General features: G+C 70.6%; 15 protein-coding genes and 4 pseudogenes. 14 read left to right on the top strand and 5 right to left on the bottom strand.

What is annotated here, in order from left to right; translation table 11 throughout:
- The first annotated feature begins 157 nt into the window (after positions 1-157).
- The 3 genes from OG520_RS06500 to secD are packed head-to-tail and all read left to right on the top strand — an operon-like array spanning position 158 to position 3,924.
- Positions 158-982: a rod shape-determining protein MreC gene (locus tag OG520_RS06500; protein WP_406012508.1), complete on the top strand. Its 825-nt coding sequence runs from the start codon at positions 158-160 to the stop codon at positions 980-982.
- Complete coding sequence (locus OG520_RS06495; RefSeq protein WP_406012507.1) at positions 979-1,590, top strand: hypothetical protein; 612 nt, start codon at positions 979-981, stop codon at positions 1,588-1,590. Before OG520_RS06500 ends, OG520_RS06495 begins: the two co-directional genes overlap by 4 nt.
- A 30-nt stretch (positions 1,591-1,620) precedes the next feature.
- Positions 1,621-3,924, top strand: a complete 2,304-nt coding sequence (secD, locus tag OG520_RS06490) for a protein translocase subunit SecD (RefSeq protein ID WP_406012506.1) — start codon at positions 1,621-1,623, stop codon at positions 3,922-3,924.
- A 264-nt stretch (positions 3,925-4,188) separates the two neighbouring features.
- Here secD and OG520_RS06485 read toward each other — a convergent pair.
- A pseudogene (locus OG520_RS06485) lies at positions 4,189-4,645 on the bottom strand (transcriptional regulator); the annotation flags it as partial.
- A 60-nt stretch (positions 4,646-4,705) separates the two neighbouring features.
- Here OG520_RS06485 and OG520_RS06480 point away from each other — a divergent pair.
- From OG520_RS06480 to OG520_RS06470, 3 genes and pseudogenes are all read left to right on the top strand, one after another.
- Positions 4,706-5,356: an SDR family NAD(P)-dependent oxidoreductase gene (locus OG520_RS06480; protein WP_406012505.1), complete on the top strand. Its 651-nt coding sequence runs from the start codon at positions 4,706-4,708 to the stop codon at positions 5,354-5,356.
- Between the two features lie 99 nt (positions 5,357-5,455).
- Entirely contained in the window at positions 5,456-5,887 is a 432-nt protein-coding gene (locus OG520_RS06475) for a cupin domain-containing protein (RefSeq protein WP_406012504.1), read from the top strand.
- Between the two features lie 107 nt (positions 5,888-5,994).
- Positions 5,995-6,219 (top strand): annotated as a pseudogene (locus tag OG520_RS06470) (zinc-binding dehydrogenase); the annotation flags it as partial.
- Between the two features lie 422 nt (positions 6,220-6,641).
- On the opposite strand, the gene OG520_RS06465 reads toward OG520_RS06470, so the two are convergent.
- On the bottom strand, positions 6,642-7,436 hold the full coding sequence (locus tag OG520_RS06465) for a helix-turn-helix domain-containing protein (protein WP_406012503.1): 795 nt from the start codon (positions 7,434-7,436) through the stop codon (positions 6,642-6,644).
- Between the two features lie 63 nt (positions 7,437-7,499).
- Here OG520_RS06465 and OG520_RS06460 point away from each other — a divergent pair, with 63 nt between their 5' ends.
- Positions 7,500-7,805, top strand: coding sequence for a 4a-hydroxytetrahydrobiopterin dehydratase (locus OG520_RS06460; RefSeq protein ID WP_399329811.1), 306 nt, complete (start codon positions 7,500-7,502; stop codon positions 7,803-7,805).
- An 80-nt stretch (positions 7,806-7,885) separates the two neighbouring features.
- Here OG520_RS06460 and OG520_RS06455 read toward each other — a convergent pair whose 3' ends face one another.
- Positions 7,886-8,848: a LysR family transcriptional regulator gene (locus OG520_RS06455; protein WP_406012502.1), complete on the bottom strand. Its 963-nt coding sequence runs from the start codon at positions 8,846-8,848 to the stop codon at positions 7,886-7,888.
- A gap of 170 nt (positions 8,849-9,018) precedes the next feature.
- On the opposite strand from OG520_RS06455, the gene OG520_RS06450 reads away from it, so the two are divergent.
- The 3 genes and pseudogenes from OG520_RS06450 to OG520_RS06440 all read left to right on the top strand — a co-directional run bounded on the left by OG520_RS06450 (position 9,019) and on the right by OG520_RS06440 (position 12,008).
- On the top strand, positions 9,019-9,975 hold the full coding sequence (locus OG520_RS06450) for a class I SAM-dependent methyltransferase (RefSeq protein ID WP_399329809.1): 957 nt from the start codon (positions 9,019-9,021) through the stop codon (positions 9,973-9,975).
- Between the two features lie 490 nt (positions 9,976-10,465).
- Positions 10,466-10,810 (top strand): annotated as a pseudogene (locus OG520_RS06445) (CoA transferase); the annotation flags it as partial.
- Positions 10,811-11,435: 625 nt separating this feature from the next.
- Positions 11,436-12,008: a hypothetical protein gene (locus tag OG520_RS06440; RefSeq protein ID WP_406012501.1), complete on the top strand. Its 573-nt coding sequence runs from the start codon at positions 11,436-11,438 to the stop codon at positions 12,006-12,008.
- Between the two features lie 590 nt (positions 12,009-12,598).
- Here the strand turns inward: OG520_RS06440 and OG520_RS06435 are convergent.
- Both OG520_RS06435 and OG520_RS06430 read right to left on the bottom strand, forming a co-directional pair.
- Positions 12,599-12,831 (bottom strand): annotated as a pseudogene (locus OG520_RS06435) (RICIN domain-containing protein); the annotation flags it as partial.
- A 132-nt stretch (positions 12,832-12,963) separates the two neighbouring features.
- Positions 12,964-13,800 (bottom strand): aldo/keto reductase, encoded by an 837-nt coding sequence (locus OG520_RS06430; protein ID WP_406012500.1) that lies wholly within the window; start codon positions 13,798-13,800, stop codon positions 12,964-12,966.
- A gap of 229 nt (positions 13,801-14,029) precedes the next feature.
- Between OG520_RS06430 and OG520_RS06425 the strand changes: the two genes are divergently transcribed.
- The 4 genes from OG520_RS06425 to OG520_RS06410 all read left to right on the top strand — a co-directional run bounded on the left by OG520_RS06425 (position 14,030) and on the right by OG520_RS06410 (position 19,800).
- Positions 14,030-14,815: a Tat pathway signal sequence domain protein gene (locus OG520_RS06425; RefSeq protein ID WP_406012499.1), complete on the top strand. Its 786-nt coding sequence runs from the start codon at positions 14,030-14,032 to the stop codon at positions 14,813-14,815.
- A gap of 207 nt (positions 14,816-15,022) precedes the next feature.
- Positions 15,023-16,075, top strand: coding sequence for a chitinase (locus OG520_RS06420; RefSeq protein WP_406012498.1), 1,053 nt, complete (start codon positions 15,023-15,025; stop codon positions 16,073-16,075).
- Positions 16,076-16,084: 9 nt separating this feature from the next.
- The gene (locus OG520_RS06415) at positions 16,085-17,725 is read left to right on the top strand and encodes a glycosyl hydrolase family 8 (RefSeq protein WP_406012497.1); all 1,641 of its coding nucleotides are present in this window, start codon (positions 16,085-16,087) and stop codon (positions 17,723-17,725) included.
- Between the two features lie 11 nt (positions 17,726-17,736).
- On the top strand, positions 17,737-19,800 hold the full coding sequence (locus OG520_RS06410; protein ID WP_406012496.1) for a PQQ-dependent sugar dehydrogenase: 2,064 nt from the start codon (positions 17,737-17,739) through the stop codon (positions 19,798-19,800).
- Positions 19,801-19,886: the final 86 nt, after the last annotated feature.

Here is a 19,886-nt window from a genome sequence, read left to right as displayed (position 1 = left end):
GGTCCGCCGGACAGGCCCCAGCGGCCGAGCCCTTGGATTTTGCCTGGGAGTGGCTTTCTTTGCCTCCCTATTGCATAGTGAGGGCTCGGCCATGCCTCGCTATCAGCGGGTTCATGGGTGTGTGCGCGGCCGCGGTGGCGGGCCGGGGGGAGGGGCGATGCGTTCTTTGCACGACGGACGACGACTCGGTCCGTCCGTCCGTCAGGGCCACAAGGGCGTCACCCGTGGCCTCGCCCTCGATCTCGGCAGCTCCCGCACCCGCGTCTGGGTGCCCGGACACGGCCTCATGGCCGACACCGACATCTGCGGCGACTTCGGTACGGGGTCCGCGCACGGCGGCCCGGTCCGGCGGGGGCGCATCGTCGACCCCGAATCCTGCGGCCGGATGCTCGGCCGTATCGCCGACACGGCACTGGGCGCGGACCGCACCGGCACCGTGATCGTCCTCAGCCACCCCGTCCTCGCCGGGGCCCGGCACCGCGCCGCGGCGAGGGAATTGATCGCCGCCCTGGGGCCGACGACCGTCATCGCCCTCGACAGCGCGAGGGCCGCCGCCGCATACGCCGGACCGCGGGACGGCGGCCCGCTGCTCGTCGTCGACATCGGCGCGGGACTGACCGAGACGACCCTGCTCGTCGACGGGCAGGTCCGCGACGCCCGCCAGGCCGAGACGGGGCTGGGCGACCTCGGCCCGGCGCAGCCGCCCACCGCCGTCGTCCGCACCGTCCTGGACATGATCATGGAGATGTGGAAGCAGGACCGGCACGGCGCCGTCCTCGGGGCCCTGCGCAAGGGCCCGTTGCTCATCGGGGGCGGTGCCACCCGCCCCGACATCACCAACCGGATCGCGGTCCGCCTCGGGGTCCCGGTACGTCTCGCCGACGCCCCGGCGACCGCGGTCGTACGCGGCGCCGGGATGGTGCTCGGCTCCGTACTCCGCCAGGCCGGCGCGGCACCGGCCCTGACCGGCCGAACCGGGTGACCCCCCTCCCGGGGCCGCCCCCGGGGAACGCGCCCCGAGGGGCACGGCCGGGCGCCCCGGCACACCGCGGTACCGGGCGGGCGGCCCGCCTGGTCCTCGCCGCGCTCCTGCTCGCCGTCCTCACCGTCGTCGGCGGCACCCCCGCAGCCGCCGGATCCGCGCTCCCCGCCCGGCCGTTCGCCGGGGTGCCGCCCTCCGCCGCGTACTCACCCGGCGCCCACCAGCCCACCCCGCACACCGACCGGACCGCCCGCGCGGGCACCGTCCACGACTCCCGGCGCACCCGCACGGCCGCGGCGACCGACCACCACCACCGCTACCGGCCGCAGACCGCACCCGTGCCCCAGCCCCGGGCCGGCACCGACCAGGCCCGCACCGCGCACCACCTCCCGCCGCCCGGCCCCGACGTCCTGCCGGCCGGCGCGCCCGGCATCCACGCTCCGCACCGCGCCCACCGCCCGGCCCCCGCCGCGCTCCTTCGTGCCACCGACCAGTCGCGCGTCGCGCTCCCCGGCGTACGCGGGCCTCCACGGACGGCCGTTCACCGGCCACCGGTCCTGCCACCGGTCCCGTCCCACAGAGCCGCCGTGCCGCCCTTGCCGAGGTGAGGGCGCCCGGCGCCCCCTCGGAGGAAACCCATGACTCGCGCCACCACGGTGCGAGCGGTGCTGGCTGCGGCCGTGCTGCTCGTCTCCGTGCTCATCACGCTGACCATGTCACCCAGACTCGGCCTCGACCTTCAGGGCGGCACCAGAATGGTGCTCCAGGCCAAGGACTCGGACACCGCGAAGGCGGACCGGGAGAGCACCGACCGCACACTCGAAGTGCTGCGCCAGCGCATCGACTCGCTCGGCGTCGCCGAACCCACCCTGACCCGCTCCGGCGAGGACCGGATCATCGTCGAACTCCCGGACGTCCAGGACCCGCGCAAGGCCGCGGAGGTCATCGGCAGAACGGCTCAGCTCAGCTTCCATGCCGTCCAGGGCCCGGACAGCGGGGACGAGGGCAGGGCCGAAGCGGGGCCGACCCTCCCCGACGAACAGGGGCGCGCCCTCGATCTCGGCCCGGCGCGGCTCTCCGGCGCGGGCGTCAAGGACGCCGCCGCCGCGTTCGATGCCCAGCAGGGCGCCGGCTGGACCGTGTCCCTCGACTTCCACAAGCAGGCCGGCCGGGACTGGACCAGGCTGACCGGCGAAGCCGCCTGCCACCCGGTCCAGGACGACCGGCGCCGCGTCGCCATCGTCCTCGACGAGCAGATCATCTCCTCGCCGCAGGTCTCCCCGTCGGTCGGCTGCAACGCCGGCCTGCCCTCCGGCTCCACCCAGATCACCGGATCGTTCAGCGCGGACGAGGCCCGCGAACTGGCCCTCCTGATCAAGGGCGGCGCCCTGCCGCTCCCCGTCGAGATCGTCGAGCAGCGGACCGTGGGACCGACGCTTGGCGCGGCAGCCATCGACGCCAGCGCCCGCGCCGCCCTCATCGGCGCCGCGGCCACCGCACTCTTCATCACCGTCGTCTACCGGCTCTTCGGCGCGCTCGCCGCCGTCGCGCTCGCCGCCTACGGACTGATCTCCTACGCGGCCCTGGTGGGCCTCGGCGTCACCCTCACCCTGCCCGGCCTCGCCGGATTCGTCCTGGCCATCGGGATGGCGGTCGACGCCAATGTGCTGGTCTTCGAACGGGCCAGGGAGGAACACGCACAGCATCCGGGCCGCTCCCTGCGCTCCTCGCTGACCGCCGGATTCCGGGGCGCCTGGAGCGCCGTCGCCGATTCCAACGTGACGACGCTGATCGCGGCCGGGCTGCTCTTCTTCCTCGGCTCCGGACCGGTGAAGGGATTCGGCGTCACCCTCGCCATCGGCGTGATCGCCTCCATGTTCTCCGCGCTCGTCATCGCCCGCGCACTCACCGAGATCGCGGCGGGCTCCCGGTTCGTCAGCGACTACCGGGGCGTCAACGGCATCGCGTTCCCCGGCAGGGTACGTACCTGGCTGACCCGCCGCGATATCCGGCTGATGCGGTTTCCGAGCCGCTGGCTGATGGTCTCCACCGCACTGGTCGCCGTGGCCGTCCTCGGGATCGTCGTGCGCGGTGTCAACCTGGGCGTCGAGTTCACCGGCGGTCGGCTCGTCGAGTACTCGACGAGCCGACCGGTCGACGTGGAGCGGGCCCGCTCCGCCCTGGCCGGCGCGGGCTTCGGCGACGCCGAGGTCACCACGGCCGGTGCGGGCGACATCTCCGTACGGACCGGCGAACTCGACAACGACGGCGAACACGCCCTGCGCGCCGCCCTCGCGGCGGAGGGCGGCACGACCACCAAGGTCCGCGACGAGCTGATCGGCCCCAGCCTCGGCGACGAACTGCGGCGCAATGCCCTGATCGCGCTGGGTATTGCCGTGCTCGTGCAACTGGCCTATCTGGCGGTCCGGTTCCGCTGGACGTTCGCCGTGGCCTCGGTCGGGGCGCTGGTCCACGACGTGATCATCCTGGTCGGCGCCTTCGCCTGGCTCGGCCGCACCGTCGACGGCATCTTCCTGGCCGCACTCCTCACCGTCATCGGATACTCCGTCAACGACTCGGTGGTGGTCTTCGACCGGGTACGGGAACTCTGGGCGAAGGCCCGGCGCGTACCTCTGGCCACCATCGCCGACCGGGCCGTTCTCCAGACCGTCCCGCGCACGGTCAACACCGGAATGGGCGCGCTCTTCATCCTCGTCGCGCTCGCCGTGCTGGGCGGGGACTCCCTCGCGGACTTCGCCCTCGCCCTGCTGATCGGCATCTGCGTCGGCACGTACTCCTCGGTGCTGACCGCCGTGCCGGCCGCCCTCGTCCTGGAGCGGAGCAGCAAGGCCCCGCCGCCCGCCCGCAAGCGGTCACCGGGACGCCGGTCCGGTACGAAGGCGGCACGCCGGGATCCGCTCGACAACGGAGCACGCGTCTAGGGTCTGGAAAGGGCCTGCTCCGGATCAGTTCCGGCGCTCGGAGTCTGCTTCGAGCGCCGGCTCGGGGCCGGTCATGTCGAGCAGGACCATGGCGTCGTGGTCGGGGGGGCCGGGTTCGGCCACGTACACCCCGAGGCATGCCCCACGGCCGCACCGGCTCCGGGACCGACACGGCGGATTCCCTCCGCACGCTTCACCGGGCGCCACTCTCCTGATCCGGCTGACCAGCGGGCCGCTGACCGGCCACGCACCCTGCCCGCGCTCTCACTCCGAAGGGGCGGCTGAAAGGCGCTGGTCGGCGGCCCAGGAGGCGAGGATCCGCAGTCGGTCGTGGGTGGGGGTGCCGGCCGCGGCGGTCCAGATGACGAGCTGCTGATCGGGGTCGGTGCTGGCGGTCAGGGTGTCCCAGTCGAGGGACAGCTCGCCGACGACGGGGTGGTGAAGGGTCTTGGAACCGATCGCGAGGGCAGCGACGTGATGGGCGGCCCACCACTGGCGGAAGTCCGCGTCCTGGACGGACAGTTCTCCCACCAGCGCGGTGAGCCGGGGGTCGTCGGGGTATTTGGCGGCCTCCATGCGGAACTGCGCGACGGCCGTGCGGGCGACCTTCTCCCAGTCGGCGTACAGAGTCCGCGAAGTCCGTGACGAGGGCGGCGGCCAGCTGGTTCCAGGCGATGATGTCCATCCGTCGGCCGAGGACGACGGCGGGCGTGGCGGTGAGGGCGAGCAGGGAAACCTGCTGGTCACCGCCCTTGACATCACCAGTCCGGACGCCGCACGCATGGCCGTCGACGCCGCAGTGGCCGGATTCGGCCGGATCGACGTACTGATCAACAACGCCGCCGGCTTCCAGGCCGGCTACTTCGAGGAGATCTCCGACGCCCAGATGCGGGCCCAGATCGAGACGAACCTGTTCGGCCCGATGAACGTCACCCGCGCCGTTCTGCCGGTCATGCGCAAGCAGCGCGCCGGTCACGTCGTCACGATCTCCTCGATCGCCGGCCTGGTCGGCCAGGAGTTCTGCGTCGCCTACGCGGCGTCCAAGCTCGCTGTCGAGGGCTGGATGGAATCCCTGCGCTTCGACGTCGAGCCGTACGGCATCCGCACCACGATCGTCGAGCCCGGCTTCTTCCGCACCGAGCTGCTCGTGGACGCCTCCACCAGTTGGGCGGAGCTGTCCATCGACGACTACGCCGAGTGGACGAAGTCCACCAAGGCGATGTGGCAGTCGATGAACGGCCGGCAGGCCGGCGATCCGGTCAAGCTCGCCGACGCCCTGCTGAAGGTCGTCGATCTGGAGGAACCGCCCTTGCGGTTCGTCGCCGGCGACGACGCCATCCCCACCGCCGAGGCCAAGGGCAAGGAGATCACCGAACAGGCCGGTGCGTCCCGCGCCCTGGGCTCGGGCCTTGCCCACGGCGACGCCGCCTGACAGGCGGCCGAACACAACGCAACACAAAGCAATGCATCGCAACGCCACACAGCCCGCTCACACCCACACCCGCACCCACACCTCATGCGAGGAGGACCCGTGGAATTCGTCAAGGCCCGGCCCGCCGGCAAGGGCCCCGAGGACTGGTTCGACGGAGACGTCTGGTTCGACGTCATCCACGCCGGCCAGGAGCCGTCCCGTCTGCGCGCCAACATGGTGTGGTTCTCCCCGGGCGCCCGCACCGCCTGGCACCACCACGCCGTAGGGCAGACCCTGCACGTCGTCGCCGGGATCGCGCTGATCGGCACCCGCGACGGCACGGTCTACGAGACCCACCCCGGCGAGACCGTCACCTGCCCGCCCGGCGAGGAGCACTGGCACGGCGCCACCGAGGACCGCTTCATGCAGCACCTCGCGCTGTGGGACGGCACTGCCCCGGGCGACGACCGGCCGGAGACCACCTGGCTGGAGAAGGTCACCGACGAGCAGTACAACGGCCCCCGCAGCCGCAGCCGCAGCCGCAGCCGGTAGCCGGACAGCCGGCAGCCCCGCAGCCAGCGGCCCGGGGCCGGCACGGGCCGGCCCCGGGCAGGAGGCATGCGCTGCCCACCGGTCTGCTCACCGAGCACGCCGCCCTCATGGCCGGCGGCTTCCGGCCGGGCCGGTCGGTGCTGATCACCGGCGCGACCTCGGGCATCGGCCTCATCGGCCTCCGGATCGCCAGGACCCTCGGCGCCGGGCAGCTGATCGCCACCACCCGCACGACCGCCGGGGCGGACCTGCTCAAGCGCGCCGGCGCGGACACCGTGGTGGCGACGGCCGAACAGGACCTCACGGAAGCCGTACCGAAGGCCACCGGCGGCGAGGGCGCGGAGATCCCTGGAACGCCTGCGTTCGCACCGGGCCCACGGAAAGATCGTCCTGACCGTCGACTGACGGGGCGGTCGATGGCCACGGCCGGGGGTCAGCCGGTCGAGGCCGAGGGGCCCACCTCAGCGGCGCCACCCACGTCCTGCAGGGCATCTGCGGCCTTCTCACCGCGGGGCTACTCGTTCACGTTCGGCCTGAACCCCCTCGGATTCATGGTGTTCGGGCTTCGCCGCCGGCCGCGTGGCCGAACGGTGGTCGGAGAAGGGCACCCTCGTCATCGGCCTGGTCCTGTGCGTGCTCGGCTCGACCGCGCTGCTGACGACCGCTGCCCCCACCAGGCACGATGTCCGCCGCGGTCACCGACGCACGGTACGACGGCCCCACCCCGCCGACCGCGGACCTGTCCGGAAGGCCGTCAGGGAACGAGGGACCGCAGATGGTCGGCGGTGGCCCGGTCGGCGGGCAGCAGCGTCTCGATCGCCAGCTCGGCCACCGTCACATCCATCGGCGTATTGAACGTCGCGATGGAGCAGACGAAGGAGAGCACCCGCCCTTCGTGCTCGATCAGCAGGGGCAGCGCGAAGGGCAGCGACGCAACGGGCCCGGGGCCGGTGCCTTCCGGTACGGGATAGCCCGCGACCTCCTCGTACAGCTCACGCAGCTCCGCCGAACGGGCCAGGGCGATCTGGCGCTCCATCTGGTCCAGCAGATCGGCACGCCACTCCCGCAGATTGCGGATGCGCGGGGCGAGACCCTCCGGGTGCAGGGTGAGCCGCATGGCGTTCAACGGCGGTACGAGCAGATGTTCGGCCACCCCCTCCATCAGCGTCGCCATACCCCGATTGGCCGCCACCACGTTGTACGTACCGTCGACGACCAGCGCCGGATACGGGTCGTACGCCTGGAGCAGCCGCTCCATCCCCTCGCGCAGCGCGTCCAGTGCCGGGTCGTCGAGCGCGGTCTGTGCGTAGCGGGGCGCGTAACCGGCCACCACCAGGAGGGCGTTGCGTTCTCTGACCGGGACCTCGAGATGCTCGGCCAGCCGCAGGACCATCTCCTCGCTGGGGCGGGAGCGGCCCGTCTCGATGAAGGAGATGTGCCGGGCCGAGGAATCGGCACGGAGCGCCAGCTCCAACTGGCTGATCCGGCGCTGCTCCCGCCAGCTGCGCAGGAGCGGTCCTACCCCCGTGTCAAGCGCGACAGTTGTCATACCCAGACCGTAACGTCACCGGCACCGCCGACCGGCACCGATCGCCGATGAGGGAGTCGCCGTATGCCTGCCGCACCGCTGTCACGGAAAGAGATCGAGGACCGTCTGGGCGGACTGCCCGGCTGGTCGCTGGAGGGTGACCGGATCACCTGCACCTACCGGCTCCACACCCACTTCGCCGCCCTCGGGCTGACCGCGCATGTCGCCGCGATCCAGGACGAACTGAACCACCACTCCGATCTGACCCTCGGCTACAACACCGTGTCCCTGTCCGTGAACACGCACGACGCGGGCGGCGCGGTCACCGAGCACGATCTGAACCTGGCCGCGCGGGTGGCGGCGATCGCCCCCGGGCACGGCGTGCGGTAGCCGCGGCGGCGCGCGCCATGTCACATGGCCGCGTCGCTCAGGACGGCGCACACGCGGTGACGTGTCACATCGCGCGCGTGTCACATCGCGGCGCCGAACCGTGGATGCGTGGCGAGCCAGCGCGTATAGCTCTCGCTGCGCTTCACCGCTTCCGCGTACGCCGTCCGCGTGTGTCCGCTCACCGCGCCCACCGCAGCGTCGGCCGCCGCCGAACGCGGATGCCAGCCCAGCAGATGGCGCCAGCTCAGCGGCGAGCCGGCGATCGGCCGCGTCACCAGCCCCGGGGTCGGCGGAAACGTCGCCCGGCACAGTCCGACCGCCCGCCCCACCTGCACCAGATGGACGACGGAAGCCGTGTCCGTCTCATACACCGAGACCGGGCTGAACCCGGCCCGCGCACAGGCGCCGACGAAACAGTCGGCGAAACAGCCGTCGCCCGGCACGTTCGCCCAGCACTCGTCCGCCAGTGCGGCGAGGTCGAGTTCCCGTTCACCGGCGAGCGGGTGGGAGTCCGGCAGCATCACGAAGACCGGATCGACGCCGATCACCTGCCAGGTCAGCCGGTCGTTGGCGGGTGGCAGGCTCTCCCCGCAGGCCCCGATGAGCGCGAAGTCGAGGCGTCCGTCCACGAGTTGGGCGGCGATCTCGGACACCGACCAGGAGGTGTACGTCGACACGGGTGCGGTCGGATACGCGGTGACCAGGCGGTCCACGAGGCCGCCCAGCAGCGGGCCGTGCGTGCCGCCCAGCCGGAAGCGCTCCATCGTCCCCCAGGCGTTGGCGAACCGCACCGCCTCCGCCTGGAGTTCGCTCACGGCGGGCAGCACCACCCGGGCCCGTTCGAGTACCAGCTCGCCGAGGAGCGTGGGCCGGGCGCCGGTGTGGTCCCGGTCGAAGAGCGGGCCGCCGAGCGCCTTCTCGATCCTTCGCAGCTGCGCGCTCAACGCGGGCTGGGCGAGCCCGAGAGTCGCGGCCGCCTTGGTCAGGCTCCCGGTGTCGGCGATGGCGCGTACGGTTCGCAGATGGCGCAACTCCAGCTCCATAAACGCAAGTTATGGGCCCGGCGGCGTACCGGCAATATGCAGGTGGCCATTGGGTGAGATGTGTCCTGAAGTCGGACGGGTGCCGGGCGGGCGGCATCGGCCGGATGGCGACTTGCTGAAACGGCAACAAAACTTGCCGTGAGGTCGATCCGTGGTGAGGCTTGGTCCCCATGAGCACTCACACCGGACATGGTCACCACCAGAACACCGCTCACGCCCCCCGCCACCCGGACCCGGCCCACGGCGGCCACCACGACACCACTCATGGCCACCATCAGGACGCCGGTGACATCGACTGGGACGTGATGGGGCCGATGCTGGAGCAGGAGGCCGAGGTCAGTCGTCCGCAGTACGAGGAGGCGGCCCGCTGGATCGCCGGGCTGCCCACGGCCCCGAAGGTGCGCCGGGTGCTCGACATCGGCAGCGGACCGGGTGTGATCACCTGCCTGCTCGCCGAGATGTTCCCCGACGCGGAGGTCGTCGCCGTCGACGGCACCCCGGCACTCCTGGAACGCACCCGGAACCACGCCGAACGCCTCGGTCTCGGCGACCGGGTCCGCACACACCGGGCCGACATCGCCGAGGGTCTCGACGGGCTGGGGGAGGCGGACCTGATCTGGGCGGGCAACGCCCTGCACCACATGGGCGACCAGTGCGCCGTCCTGGCCGGATTCGCCGCACTGCTGCGCCCCGGCGGGACCGTGGCCCTGGTCGAGGGCGGACTGCAGCCCCGCCGGCTTCCGCGCGACATCGGCATCGGGCGGCCCGGTCTGGAGGCCAGGCTCGAAGCGATCAACGCGGACCGGTTCGAGGACATGCGGACGGCGCTGCCCGGCACCAAGCGGGAGACCGAGGACTGGAGCGCCCTCTTCACCGCGGTGGGACTGGCCCCGCAGGGCACCCGCAGCTTCCTGCTCGACCTTCCGGCACCGCTCTCCGACGAGGCCCGGGACCATGTCGTCACCGAGTTCGCCCGCCGGCGCCAGATGTTCGAGGAGGAGCTCACGGCCGAGGACATCGCCGTACTCGACCGGCTGCTCGACCCCGACGACCCGGCCGGGCTGCGTCGGCGCCCCGATGTGTTCCTGCTTTCGGCGCGTACCGTGCACCTGGGCCGACGGGGCTGACGGGGGCGACGGGGCTGGAGAGCCGGCGGGAGCCCGGCCTGTATCCGGTCCACCCGCGCCGACCTGCTGGGTTCCCGGGACACGGCGGGCCGGAGTGCGGGAGCGGGAGGGCACCGGCGGGCGTACCCCTGGACCGGCTGACCCGGCGTCGCGAGCTCCGGCTGACCGTGCCCGCGGGCCGCGCTGCGCCGGACCGCGAGGCGGTGTGGGCGCACAGCATCGAACTGGCCGGTCCCACCCCTGGCTCGGCGGCGTCGAGCTGCTCCTGACCACTGGCCTGAGGCTGCCAGGCACCGCCGCCGGGCGGCGTGCCTGCGTGAAGCGGCTGATCGTCCCGCTCGCCGACCACGATCGGGAGCAGGGCACGGCACTGACCGGGCCGGTCACTCAAGCAACGCCCGTCAACTTCCCCGTCTCAGAAGCGGATTCGGGACGGTGACCCGGTGCACACCCCCGTTCCCGGCTTCCTGTCGGGTGTCGTGGCTTCCGCCCCGGCGCGATGGACGAATACGGACTCTCCTGCGCGCACGCCCAGGCGCTCAACCCTGGCATCGTCCACTGCTCGGTGACCGGGTTCGGAGTCGGCGAAGGCGCCGCGCTGCCAGGCTCTGACCTGCTGCTGCAAGCGGTCGGCGGGCTGATGAGCGCTGCGGGGCCCGCACCGGGACGGCCCGTCAGACGGGTGTGGCGCTCGTCGACGTGCTCACCGGACCGCCACGCGGCCGCGGGCGGCATGGCGGCGCTGCGCCACCGCGATGCGACCGGTGACGGCCGGCACGTCGAGGTCGATCCGCTGTCCTCGCTGCTGCTCGCCCTGCTCGGGGTGCCCCGGTGAGCACACCTGGGGCCTCTCGTTCGGATCCTGCAGGGCTCGCGTGCCCCGGTGTCGCGCCTCGGCGCGTCGTCGTCAGTCGCCGACGGGCCGCGTCGACTCCCTCCTCCGTCTTGCGACGCACGACACCGGATCCCGCTCCCTGGTCCTGCCCGATCCGAACGAAAGATCCCAGGCCTCAGGCGCCGGCTGGACGGCTGACCGCCCGCTGACCAGCTCTTTCCAGCTCATCCGGCGCGAGTCGGCCAACACGCGCCGCCGTGCGGCGGCGCCGTGGAAGGGGCTGCGGACCCCGTGTCGGCGAAGCGCGGACAGGGCCGCGGATGACCGGTATGCGCGGGCTCAGGCCGCTGCTCGGGCCGTGTCAAGAAAAGACACGCTGCCACCAGGGTGAGTAGCCATCAGGAAGTCCCCCGGGCAGGCTAATTGCAGATCAATTCACCCATAAATAAAGGCAATTGGTATCTCATCTAATCATGTGAAAATAGCATTTGGCGTATTTCATATAACTCGACCGGGGTGTAGGCGTCGACCTTCGACGTGTCCGATATGACACGTATGAGGTTCATGCGTACGTTCATTCACGGGTCGACTGATCAGCCGACCTTTCTGAGACAGGAGAAGCGTCATGGTTACCCGTTCCACCATCGTTACGGCCGCCGTCGCGGCCGCTGCAGCCCTGGCCGCCACTGGCATCACCTACGCCTCGGCTGCCACCTCCGAGCCGGTTCAGGCAACCCAGGCCGTCCAGCAGTCCGCTCCCGGTTCGGCTCTCGACGGCGGCGACGTCGGCAAGGGCAACGAGGGCAAGGGCAACGAGGGCGGTGGCCGCGAGGGCGGTGGCCGCGAAGAGGGCCGTGGCCACAACGAGGGCGGCCGTGAGCACTACAGGGGTCGCATCCACATCAACGAGCGGACGTACTCCGACGAGATGGGCGGCTGCGTGACCGTGGTCAGCGGCCTCGGCTCCAAGAGTCTCAACGTCCGCAACGACAGCCGTCGGGCCGTCGAGGTCTTCCGTGGGGCCACCTGCGACAACGGCGCCCCCATCGCCACCGTCGGTCCGTTCAGCTCCAGCGACGGGGTGTTCCCGGGCCACGTCAAGGGCGGCGTCTGGGTCAAGAACGGAGTGGTGGGCAGCTTCCGAGTGATCGAGCGCCACTTCGACGAAGGCCGTGACAACGGTGGCCGCGACTGGTGACCGAGTTCCTCGGTTGACGTGAACCCCGGCCCGCCGTAATCGGGCCGGGGCTCCAGTCAGGGTATCCGACCGGAGTGATCCGGTCGGATACCCGCACCTGAACGACGACTGGCAGGCTCAAACACCTGCCAGCCCATATTAAGCCGGACGGTGAGGCGCTGCCAGCCGACCGGAACAGCCGCGCCGCACGTGGCTACCGGGCTCCGGTTCCGGGGTTTGGTTCCGTGGTTCGGTTCCGGGCTTCGGCGCGGGCTCCGGTTCCGGGGTTTGGTTCGGGCTTCGGTTCCGGGCTCCGGTTCCGGGGTTTGGTTCCGTGGTTCGGTTCCGGGCTCCGGTTCCGGGATTCGGCTTCCGGATTCGTTCTCGGCGCGCCGCCCTCGGCGGGGCCCGGCGACCGGGCGGCAGAACGTGGCGACGGCGTGGCAGACGCCGCCCATGTCCCGGCCGCCAGGAGGTCGGCGGGCCGTCTTGGCCCAAGTGAGTGACGGCCCGTGCGGCACGGCGTCGAAGGACCACTTGAATTCTGGTCCGCACGCATCCGACGCATCCCCATGCCGGCCTGTGTACGGCCCATGCCCCGGGGTGTCCCGCACCGGCTCCAACTGCCATCACTGGCCGGGGAGTCGGTGTCCTCCCATTGCTGGACACGGGCACCGTCCGCCGTACTGCCGTCGGCGACTTCCAGGACGCGCCCGCCGGCGAAGCCGACCGGCGTCACCACTCCCGGCGCTTCCGGGTGCCGCTCGATCGGCCATCCCTGGGCGCCACCGTCCTTGGCGGAGCCGTACACCTCCAGCAGCAGGCAGCTGCCCACATTGCGCAGCCGGTAACGATCAGCCGCGACGACGGGCGCGGTGTGCCCGCTGCTGTTCCGGTTCCTTCCTGCGGAGCGGACCGCCGCCCGGCTCGGCAGCCGGGCGGCGGTCCGTGTGCGTCAACGGCGCGAGAGCAGGGCTCAGGCGCCGAGGTTGAACTCGCCGGGGTTCGGGCCGAGACGCTTGCCCTCGTCCAGCGCGGCGAACGCGGCCAGGTCGTCGGCGTCCAGATCGAAGCCGAACACATCGAGGTTCTCCACGATGCGCGACGGCGTCACGGACTTCGGGATCACCACGTTGCCGGTCTGGATGTGCCAGCGGAGCACCACCTGGGCCGCCGTGCGGCCATGCTTCCGGGCAATCGCGACGACCGTCGGGACCTCCAGGAGACCCTTGCCCTGACCCAGCGGCGACCAGGCCTCCGTGGCGATGCCGTGCTTGGCATGGAAGGCGCGCGACTCGGCCTGCTGGAGCTGGGGGTGGAGCTCGATCTGGTTGATCGCCGGGACCACGGAGGTCTCGCCGAGCAGACGCTCCAGGTGCTCGGGGAGGAAGTTCGAGACACCGATGGCCCTGGCGCGGCCGTCGGACCGGATCTTCTCGAAGGCCTTGTACGTGTCGATGTACGCGTCCTTGGCCGGCACCGGCCAGTGGATCAGATACAGGTCGACGTAGTCGAGCCCCAGCTTGTCGAGCGAGGCGTCGAAGGCGCGCAGGGTCGAGTCGTAGCCCTGCTCGGAGTTCCACAGCTTCGTGGTGACGAACAGTTCCTCGCGGGCGACACCGGAGGCCGCGATCGCCCGGCCGGTGCCCTGCTCGTTCTCGTAGATCGCGGCGGTGTCGATGCTCCGGTACCCGGACTCGATGGCTGTGGCGACCGCCTTCGCGGCCTCGTCGTCCGGCACCTGCCAGACACCGAAACCGAGCTGCGGCATCTCGACGCCATTGTTGAGGGTGATGGAGGGGACCTGGCTCACGAGCGGTCGATCCTTACGTCGTCGGTTGGTACTCCCATGGGCAACGATCAACAGTCCCCGTGCATTCCCCTGCCGCCCTGCGTTCCGCGGCCCCTCGCCGGCCTCTTCCGTCCGGGCCATTGACCGGGTTCCGTCGGCACGCAACCCTGGAGCACGTCACTGAACAACGGACACTCTTGTGAACGCATGACCCCGAGATGACGAACGAACGACTCCGAGCGAGGTCGACGTGACGAACCCTTCCAGGCGGGCGCTGCTCGGTGCGGCGATCGGCGGCGCCGTCGCCGCCACCGCCGGCCTTCCCGCCACCGCGCACGCGGCGAGCTGGAAATTACGCTGGTCGCCCTCGGCGAGCGACGCCGGACTCGGCGCCTTCGAGACCATCGAGGACGACCGGGCCGATTCCCATCCGGCGGGGCAGCCGCACATCCGCACCGAGGGCGACAACTTCCGGTTCACCATGCACACCGTCGACCGGGACACCTCGACGGACCGTCAGCGTCAAGAGGTGACCGGGCTGCGCACCAGCGGCAGTTCGTACCTCAAGTGGCTGCCCGGAGAGACCTGGCGGGTCACGTACCGCATGTACATCCCCGGCTCGCTGAAGGCGACCACCAGCTTCACGCACATCATGCAGATGAAGCAGCCGGGCACCGGCACCTCGCCGATCGTCGTGCAGTCCCTGCGCCGGGTGAACGGTGTGCAGACCATCGAGCTCAAGCTGGCCATCGCCGACATCCTCGTCGGCCGCACCGACCTCGTGCCGCTGCAGAACAAGTGGATCGACGTCGACTTCCGGATCACGATCGGTGACGGTGCGTCGGGCTCGGTCCGCTGGATCCTGAAGGACGGGGCCACCACCGTCATCGACAGGTCGAAATCCGGCGTCGACACCCTTCTCGCCGACCGGGTCCGGCCCAAGTGGGGCATCTACCGGTCGCTCGGCGACACTTCGGGATCGCTGCAGGACACCCATCTCCTCCTCACCCGGATGCGGGGGTACCAACTGGTCTGAGGAGTCGGAGGAGGTGCGCCCCCGCACGGCCGGGGCGGCGGGGCATGCATGCGCCCGTCGCCCCGGAGGGCTGCCCATGCTCCGCCCAACCCGCCTGCTCCGCCCGAGATTTGGGCCCACGCGGGGCATTGACAGAAAGCTCCGCAGGGAATCCTATGCAGTGTCGGTTAGGAACCTTTCCTAACACCGAACCGGAAGGGATCATCCGTGCACCCTGCCGCACCCCCACACCGCCTGGTGGCCGTCGTCGCCGGCCTCAGCTGTCTGCTCCTGCCCCTGCTGGGCCACCTCCCGAAGGCCTACGCCGCCACGAACGCGCACGAGGCCACCGACGCGTACGACTCCCCGACCGGCAGAACGACCGCCGCGGGTCCCGGCGCCATGGCCGCGGCCCCGTACGAATACCTCGGCTGGGGAAGCCCGCAGAAACCGGCCGATGTGATGGCGGCCACCGGCGTGAAGTGGTTCACGCTCGCGTTCATCCTCTCGGACGGCACCTGCAACCCGAAGTGGGACGGGGACCGGCCGCTGACCGGTGGCTCGGACGCGGCCGCCATCGACGCCATCCGGGCGGCCGGTGGCGACATCGTCGTCTCGGTGGGCGGCTGGAGCGGCAACAAGCTCGGCCAGAAGTGCACCAGCGCCTCCGCGCTGGCCGGGGCCTACCAGAAGGTGATCAACGCCTACCACCTCAAGGCGCTGGACATCGACATCGAGGACACCGAGTTCTCCAACGCCACCGTGCGGCAGCGGGTGGTCGACGCCCTGAAGATCGTCAAGAACGCCAACCCGGGCATCGTGACGTACGTGACCATGGGGACCACCCCGACCGGTCCCGACGCCACCGGCAAGGACCTCATCAAGCGGGGCGCCGCCGCGGGGCTCGACAACGACGGCTGGGTCATCATGCCCTTCGACTTCGGCGGGCACACCGGCACGATGGGCGCGGCCACGGTCGGCGCGCTCGACGGGCTGAAGTCCGCGGTGAAGAGTGCCTACGGCTACAGCGACGACGCCGCCTACCGGCACATCGGGGTCTCCTCGATGAACGGGAAGACGGACGAGACGGACGAGACCGTCACCACCACGGACTTCAGGACGATCCTCGGCTACGCGCAGCAGCACCACATCGCGCGCTACGCCTTCTGGTCCGTCAACCGGGACCGGGCCTGCGGCTCCGGCAGCGACGGGGACGCCTGCAGCGGGGTGTCCCAGTCCCCGTACGAATTCACCAAGATCGTCGTCCAGTACAAGGGCTGAGGAGATCCCATGCGTACCACCACGAGCAGACTGACCCTCGGCGGAGCGGCACTCGCCGCCGCCGGACTGCTGCTGCCACTGCTCGGCGCTCCGTCGGCCGCCGCGGCGGACACCCGCTACGAGGCGGAGGGCGCGAAGCTCTCCCAGGCGGCCGCTGCGACGAACCACACCGGCTACTCCGGCACCGGCTTCGTCGACTACACCAATGTGGCCGGATCCTCTGTGGAGTTCACGGTGAACGCCACCGCGGGCAGCGACTCGCTGGCCATCCGCTACGCCAACGGAACCACCACCGACCGCCCGCTGGACATCAGTGTCAACGGTACGGTCGTCGCCTCCGGCGTCTCGTTCGGCGGGACCGGTTCCTGGGACACCTGGGCGACGAAGACCATCAGCGCGCGGCTCGCCGCCGGAACCAACACCGTCCGGGCCACCGCGACCACGGCCGGCGGCGGTCCCAACCTCGACTACCTCGACACCGCGATTCCCGCCAGCGGCGGTCCCGCGGTGCCCTTCGGCAGCCACACCCGCCCCTACGCCGCAGGGATGCTGAAGCCGTCCGGCTCGCAGTCGGCACTCGACCAGGCCGTGATCAAGACGTACAACGCCTGGAAGTCCGCGTTCGTCAAGAAGAACTGCGGCAACGGCTGGTACCAGGTGATCTCGCCGGACGCCGACCACCCCTACGTCGCCGAGGCCCAGGGCTACGGAATGGTCGTCACCGCGACCATGGCGGGGGCCGACCCGGACGCGAAGACCGTCTTCGACGGCATGGTCAAGTACATGCTCGCGCACCCCTCGGTGAACAACGCCAACCTCCTCGCCGCCGAACAGGATGCCTCCTGCAAGAGCGTCGACGGCTCCGACTCGGCGACCGACGGGGACCTGGACGTCGCCTACGGGCTGCTCCTCGCCGACAAGCAGTGGGGCTCCACCGGCACGTACGACTACAAGGACCTCGCGGTCAAGCACATCAACGCCATCAAGAAGAGCGAGGTCAACCCGACCACGCACCTGATGCTGTTCGGCGACTGGTCGGACTCGGGCGAGTCCCACTACTGGATGACCCGCTCCTCGGACTGGATGATCGACCACTTCCGCGCGTTCAGGACCGCCACCGGTGACAGCACCTGGGACACCGTGCGCACGGCACACCAGAACCTGATCACCTCGCAGCAGTCCAAGTACGCCTCCGGCACAGGGCTGTTGGCGGACTTCGTCGTCAACACCAACACCACGGCCAAGCCCGCCCCGGGCGAGGTGCTCGAAAGCGCCAACGACGGCGACTACTCCTGGAACGCCTGCCGCGACCCGTGGCGCATCGGCGCCGACGCCGTCACCAGCGGGGACAGTGCCTCGCTCGTCTCGGCCCGCAAGCTCAACTCCTGGATCAAGACCAAGACGGGCGGCGACCCGGACAAGATAGCCAGCGGCTACCACCTGAACGGTTCGGTGTTCGACAGCGGCAACGACATGGCGTTCACCGCCCCGTTCGCCGTGACCGCGCTGACCGACTCCGGCTCCCAGGCCTGGCTCGACGCGCTCTGGAACAAGCTCGCCACCACGTCGATCGACCCGGATCTCTACTACGGCGGGAGCGTCCAGCTCCAGTCGATGATCGTCGCATCCGGTAACTACTGGGTTCCCTGACGGAGGTTCAGATGCAGACCGGAACGCTCACCACGTCACGAGGAAGATTGGCCGCGCTCACGGCCGTGCTGCTCTGTACCGCGCTGGTGCAGGCCGTCCCGCAGTCGGCCTCCGCGGCCGCCACCCGGTACGAGGCGGAGGCCGCGACGATCGTCGAGGGCGCCGCCGAGTCCAACCACTCCGGCTACTCGGGCACCGGATTCGTCAACGGCGACAATGTCGTCGGCAGCTATGTGGAGTTCACCGTCACCGCGGCCTCCGCCGGCACCGGAAAGATCGCCATCCGCTACTCCAACGGCACGGCGGACGCCCGGCCCGCCGATGTCGCCGTGGGCGGCACGGTCGTCTCGGCCGCCCGCGCCTTCAACGCCACCACCGACTGGAACACCTGGGCCACGTCCACCCTGACCACCCCGGTCAAGGCGGGCAGCAACAAGATCCGGCTGACGTCCACGACGGCCAACGGACTGCCCAACCTCGACTACCTCGACGTCACGGTCACCTCGTCGGACACCGAGGCGCCCACCGCACCCACGGCGCCCAGCTGTTCGGACATCACCGAGAACAGCCTCGCGCTCAACTGGGGCGCCGCCACGGACAACGTGGGTGTCGCCGCGTACGACATCTACGAACACGGCAACAAGTTCGGCGAGGCACCGGGCACCGCCACCACGAAGAACCTGACCGGACTCACCCCCGGCACCACGTACAACCTCTCCGTGTTCGCGCGTGACGCGGCCGGCAATGTGTCGTCGGTCAGCCCGATCGTGGACTGCACCACCCAGCGCAGTTCCGACACCACCGCACCCTCCGCACCCGGCACCCTGTCCACCTCGGGCCTCACCGCCAACAGCGTCGCCCTGAGCTGGGGGGCGTCGACGGACGACAAGGCCGTCACCGCCTACGAGGTACGCAGCGGCAGCACCGTCTACAAGACCGTGACCGGCACGCCACCGGCCACCACGACCACGCTCACCGGGCTCGCCTGCGCCAGCCCGTACACCCTGGACGTCGTCGCCAAGGACGCGGCGGGCAACGCCTCGCCGCCGAGCAACACGGTCACCTTCACCACTCCGGACTGCGCCACCGACGGCGGTGTGCCGTCCGGCATCGCCACCGTCTCCGGCGGCTGGTCCATCCCCTGGGGCACCTACTGGATGCCCGACGGCAAGAGCGCGCTGGTGACCGAACGGGACAGCTTCAAGGTCCTCAAGGCCACCCCCGACGGCACCAGGACCCAGGTCGGGACCGTGCCCAACGCCGTCACGACCGACGGCGAGGGCGGTCTGCTCGGCGTCGCCGTCGACCCGAAGTGGTCCTCCAACCACTACGTGTACTTCATGCACACCGCGTCCGAGGGCAACCGCGTCGCACGCATGACCTACGACGGCAGCTCGCTCAGCGGCTACACGGTCCTGCTCCAGGGGATCAAGAAGAGCAGATACCACAACGGCGGACGGCTGCTGTTCGGCCCCGACGGCTACCTGTACGTGTCGACCGGCGAGGCGCAGAGCCCCGACCTCGCCCAGGACAAGAACTCGCTGAACGGCAAGATCCTGCGGATGACGACGGACGGCAAGGCCGCCCCCGGCAACCCGTTCGGCAACTACGTCTACAGCTACGGGCACCGCAACCCGCAGGGTCTCGCCTTCGACCGCAACGGCCGGCTGTGGGAGGCGGAGTTCGGCGACAGCAAGAAGGACGAGCTCAACCTCATCAAGCCGGGCAAGAACTACGGCTGGCCCGTCTGCGAGGGCACCTGCACCACCTCCGGCATGACCAATCCCAAGAAGACCTGGAACATCTCCGAGGCCTCGCCCAGCGGGATCGCCATCGTCCGCAACGTCATCTACATGGCCGCCCTGAAGGGCGAACGGCTGTGGCGGGTGCCGATCACCGGTGACACCGAGGAGCTCGGCACACCGAGCGCGTACTACGTCGGTACGTACGGCAGGCTGCGCACCGTCACCAAGGTGCCCGGCCAGGACCAGCTCTGGCTCTCCACCACCAACTGCGACAACAAGGGGAACGAACCCGACGGCTCGGACAAGCTGTTCCGGGTCTCGATCACCTAGGGCGTGTTTGAGGAGTCCCGTCTGTCTCGCGGGGTCTGACACGCACGCTCGCCGCGTTGCCGAAATGCCCTGGTAGCTCCGCTACG

The organism is Streptomyces sp. NBC_00984 (assembly GCF_045162475.1).
Classification (GTDB): domain Bacteria; phylum Actinomycetota; class Actinomycetes; order Streptomycetales; family Streptomycetaceae; genus Streptomyces.
The sequence above is the reverse complement of the archived record's forward strand: the minus strand, read 5'-3'. Positions and strand labels throughout refer to the sequence as shown.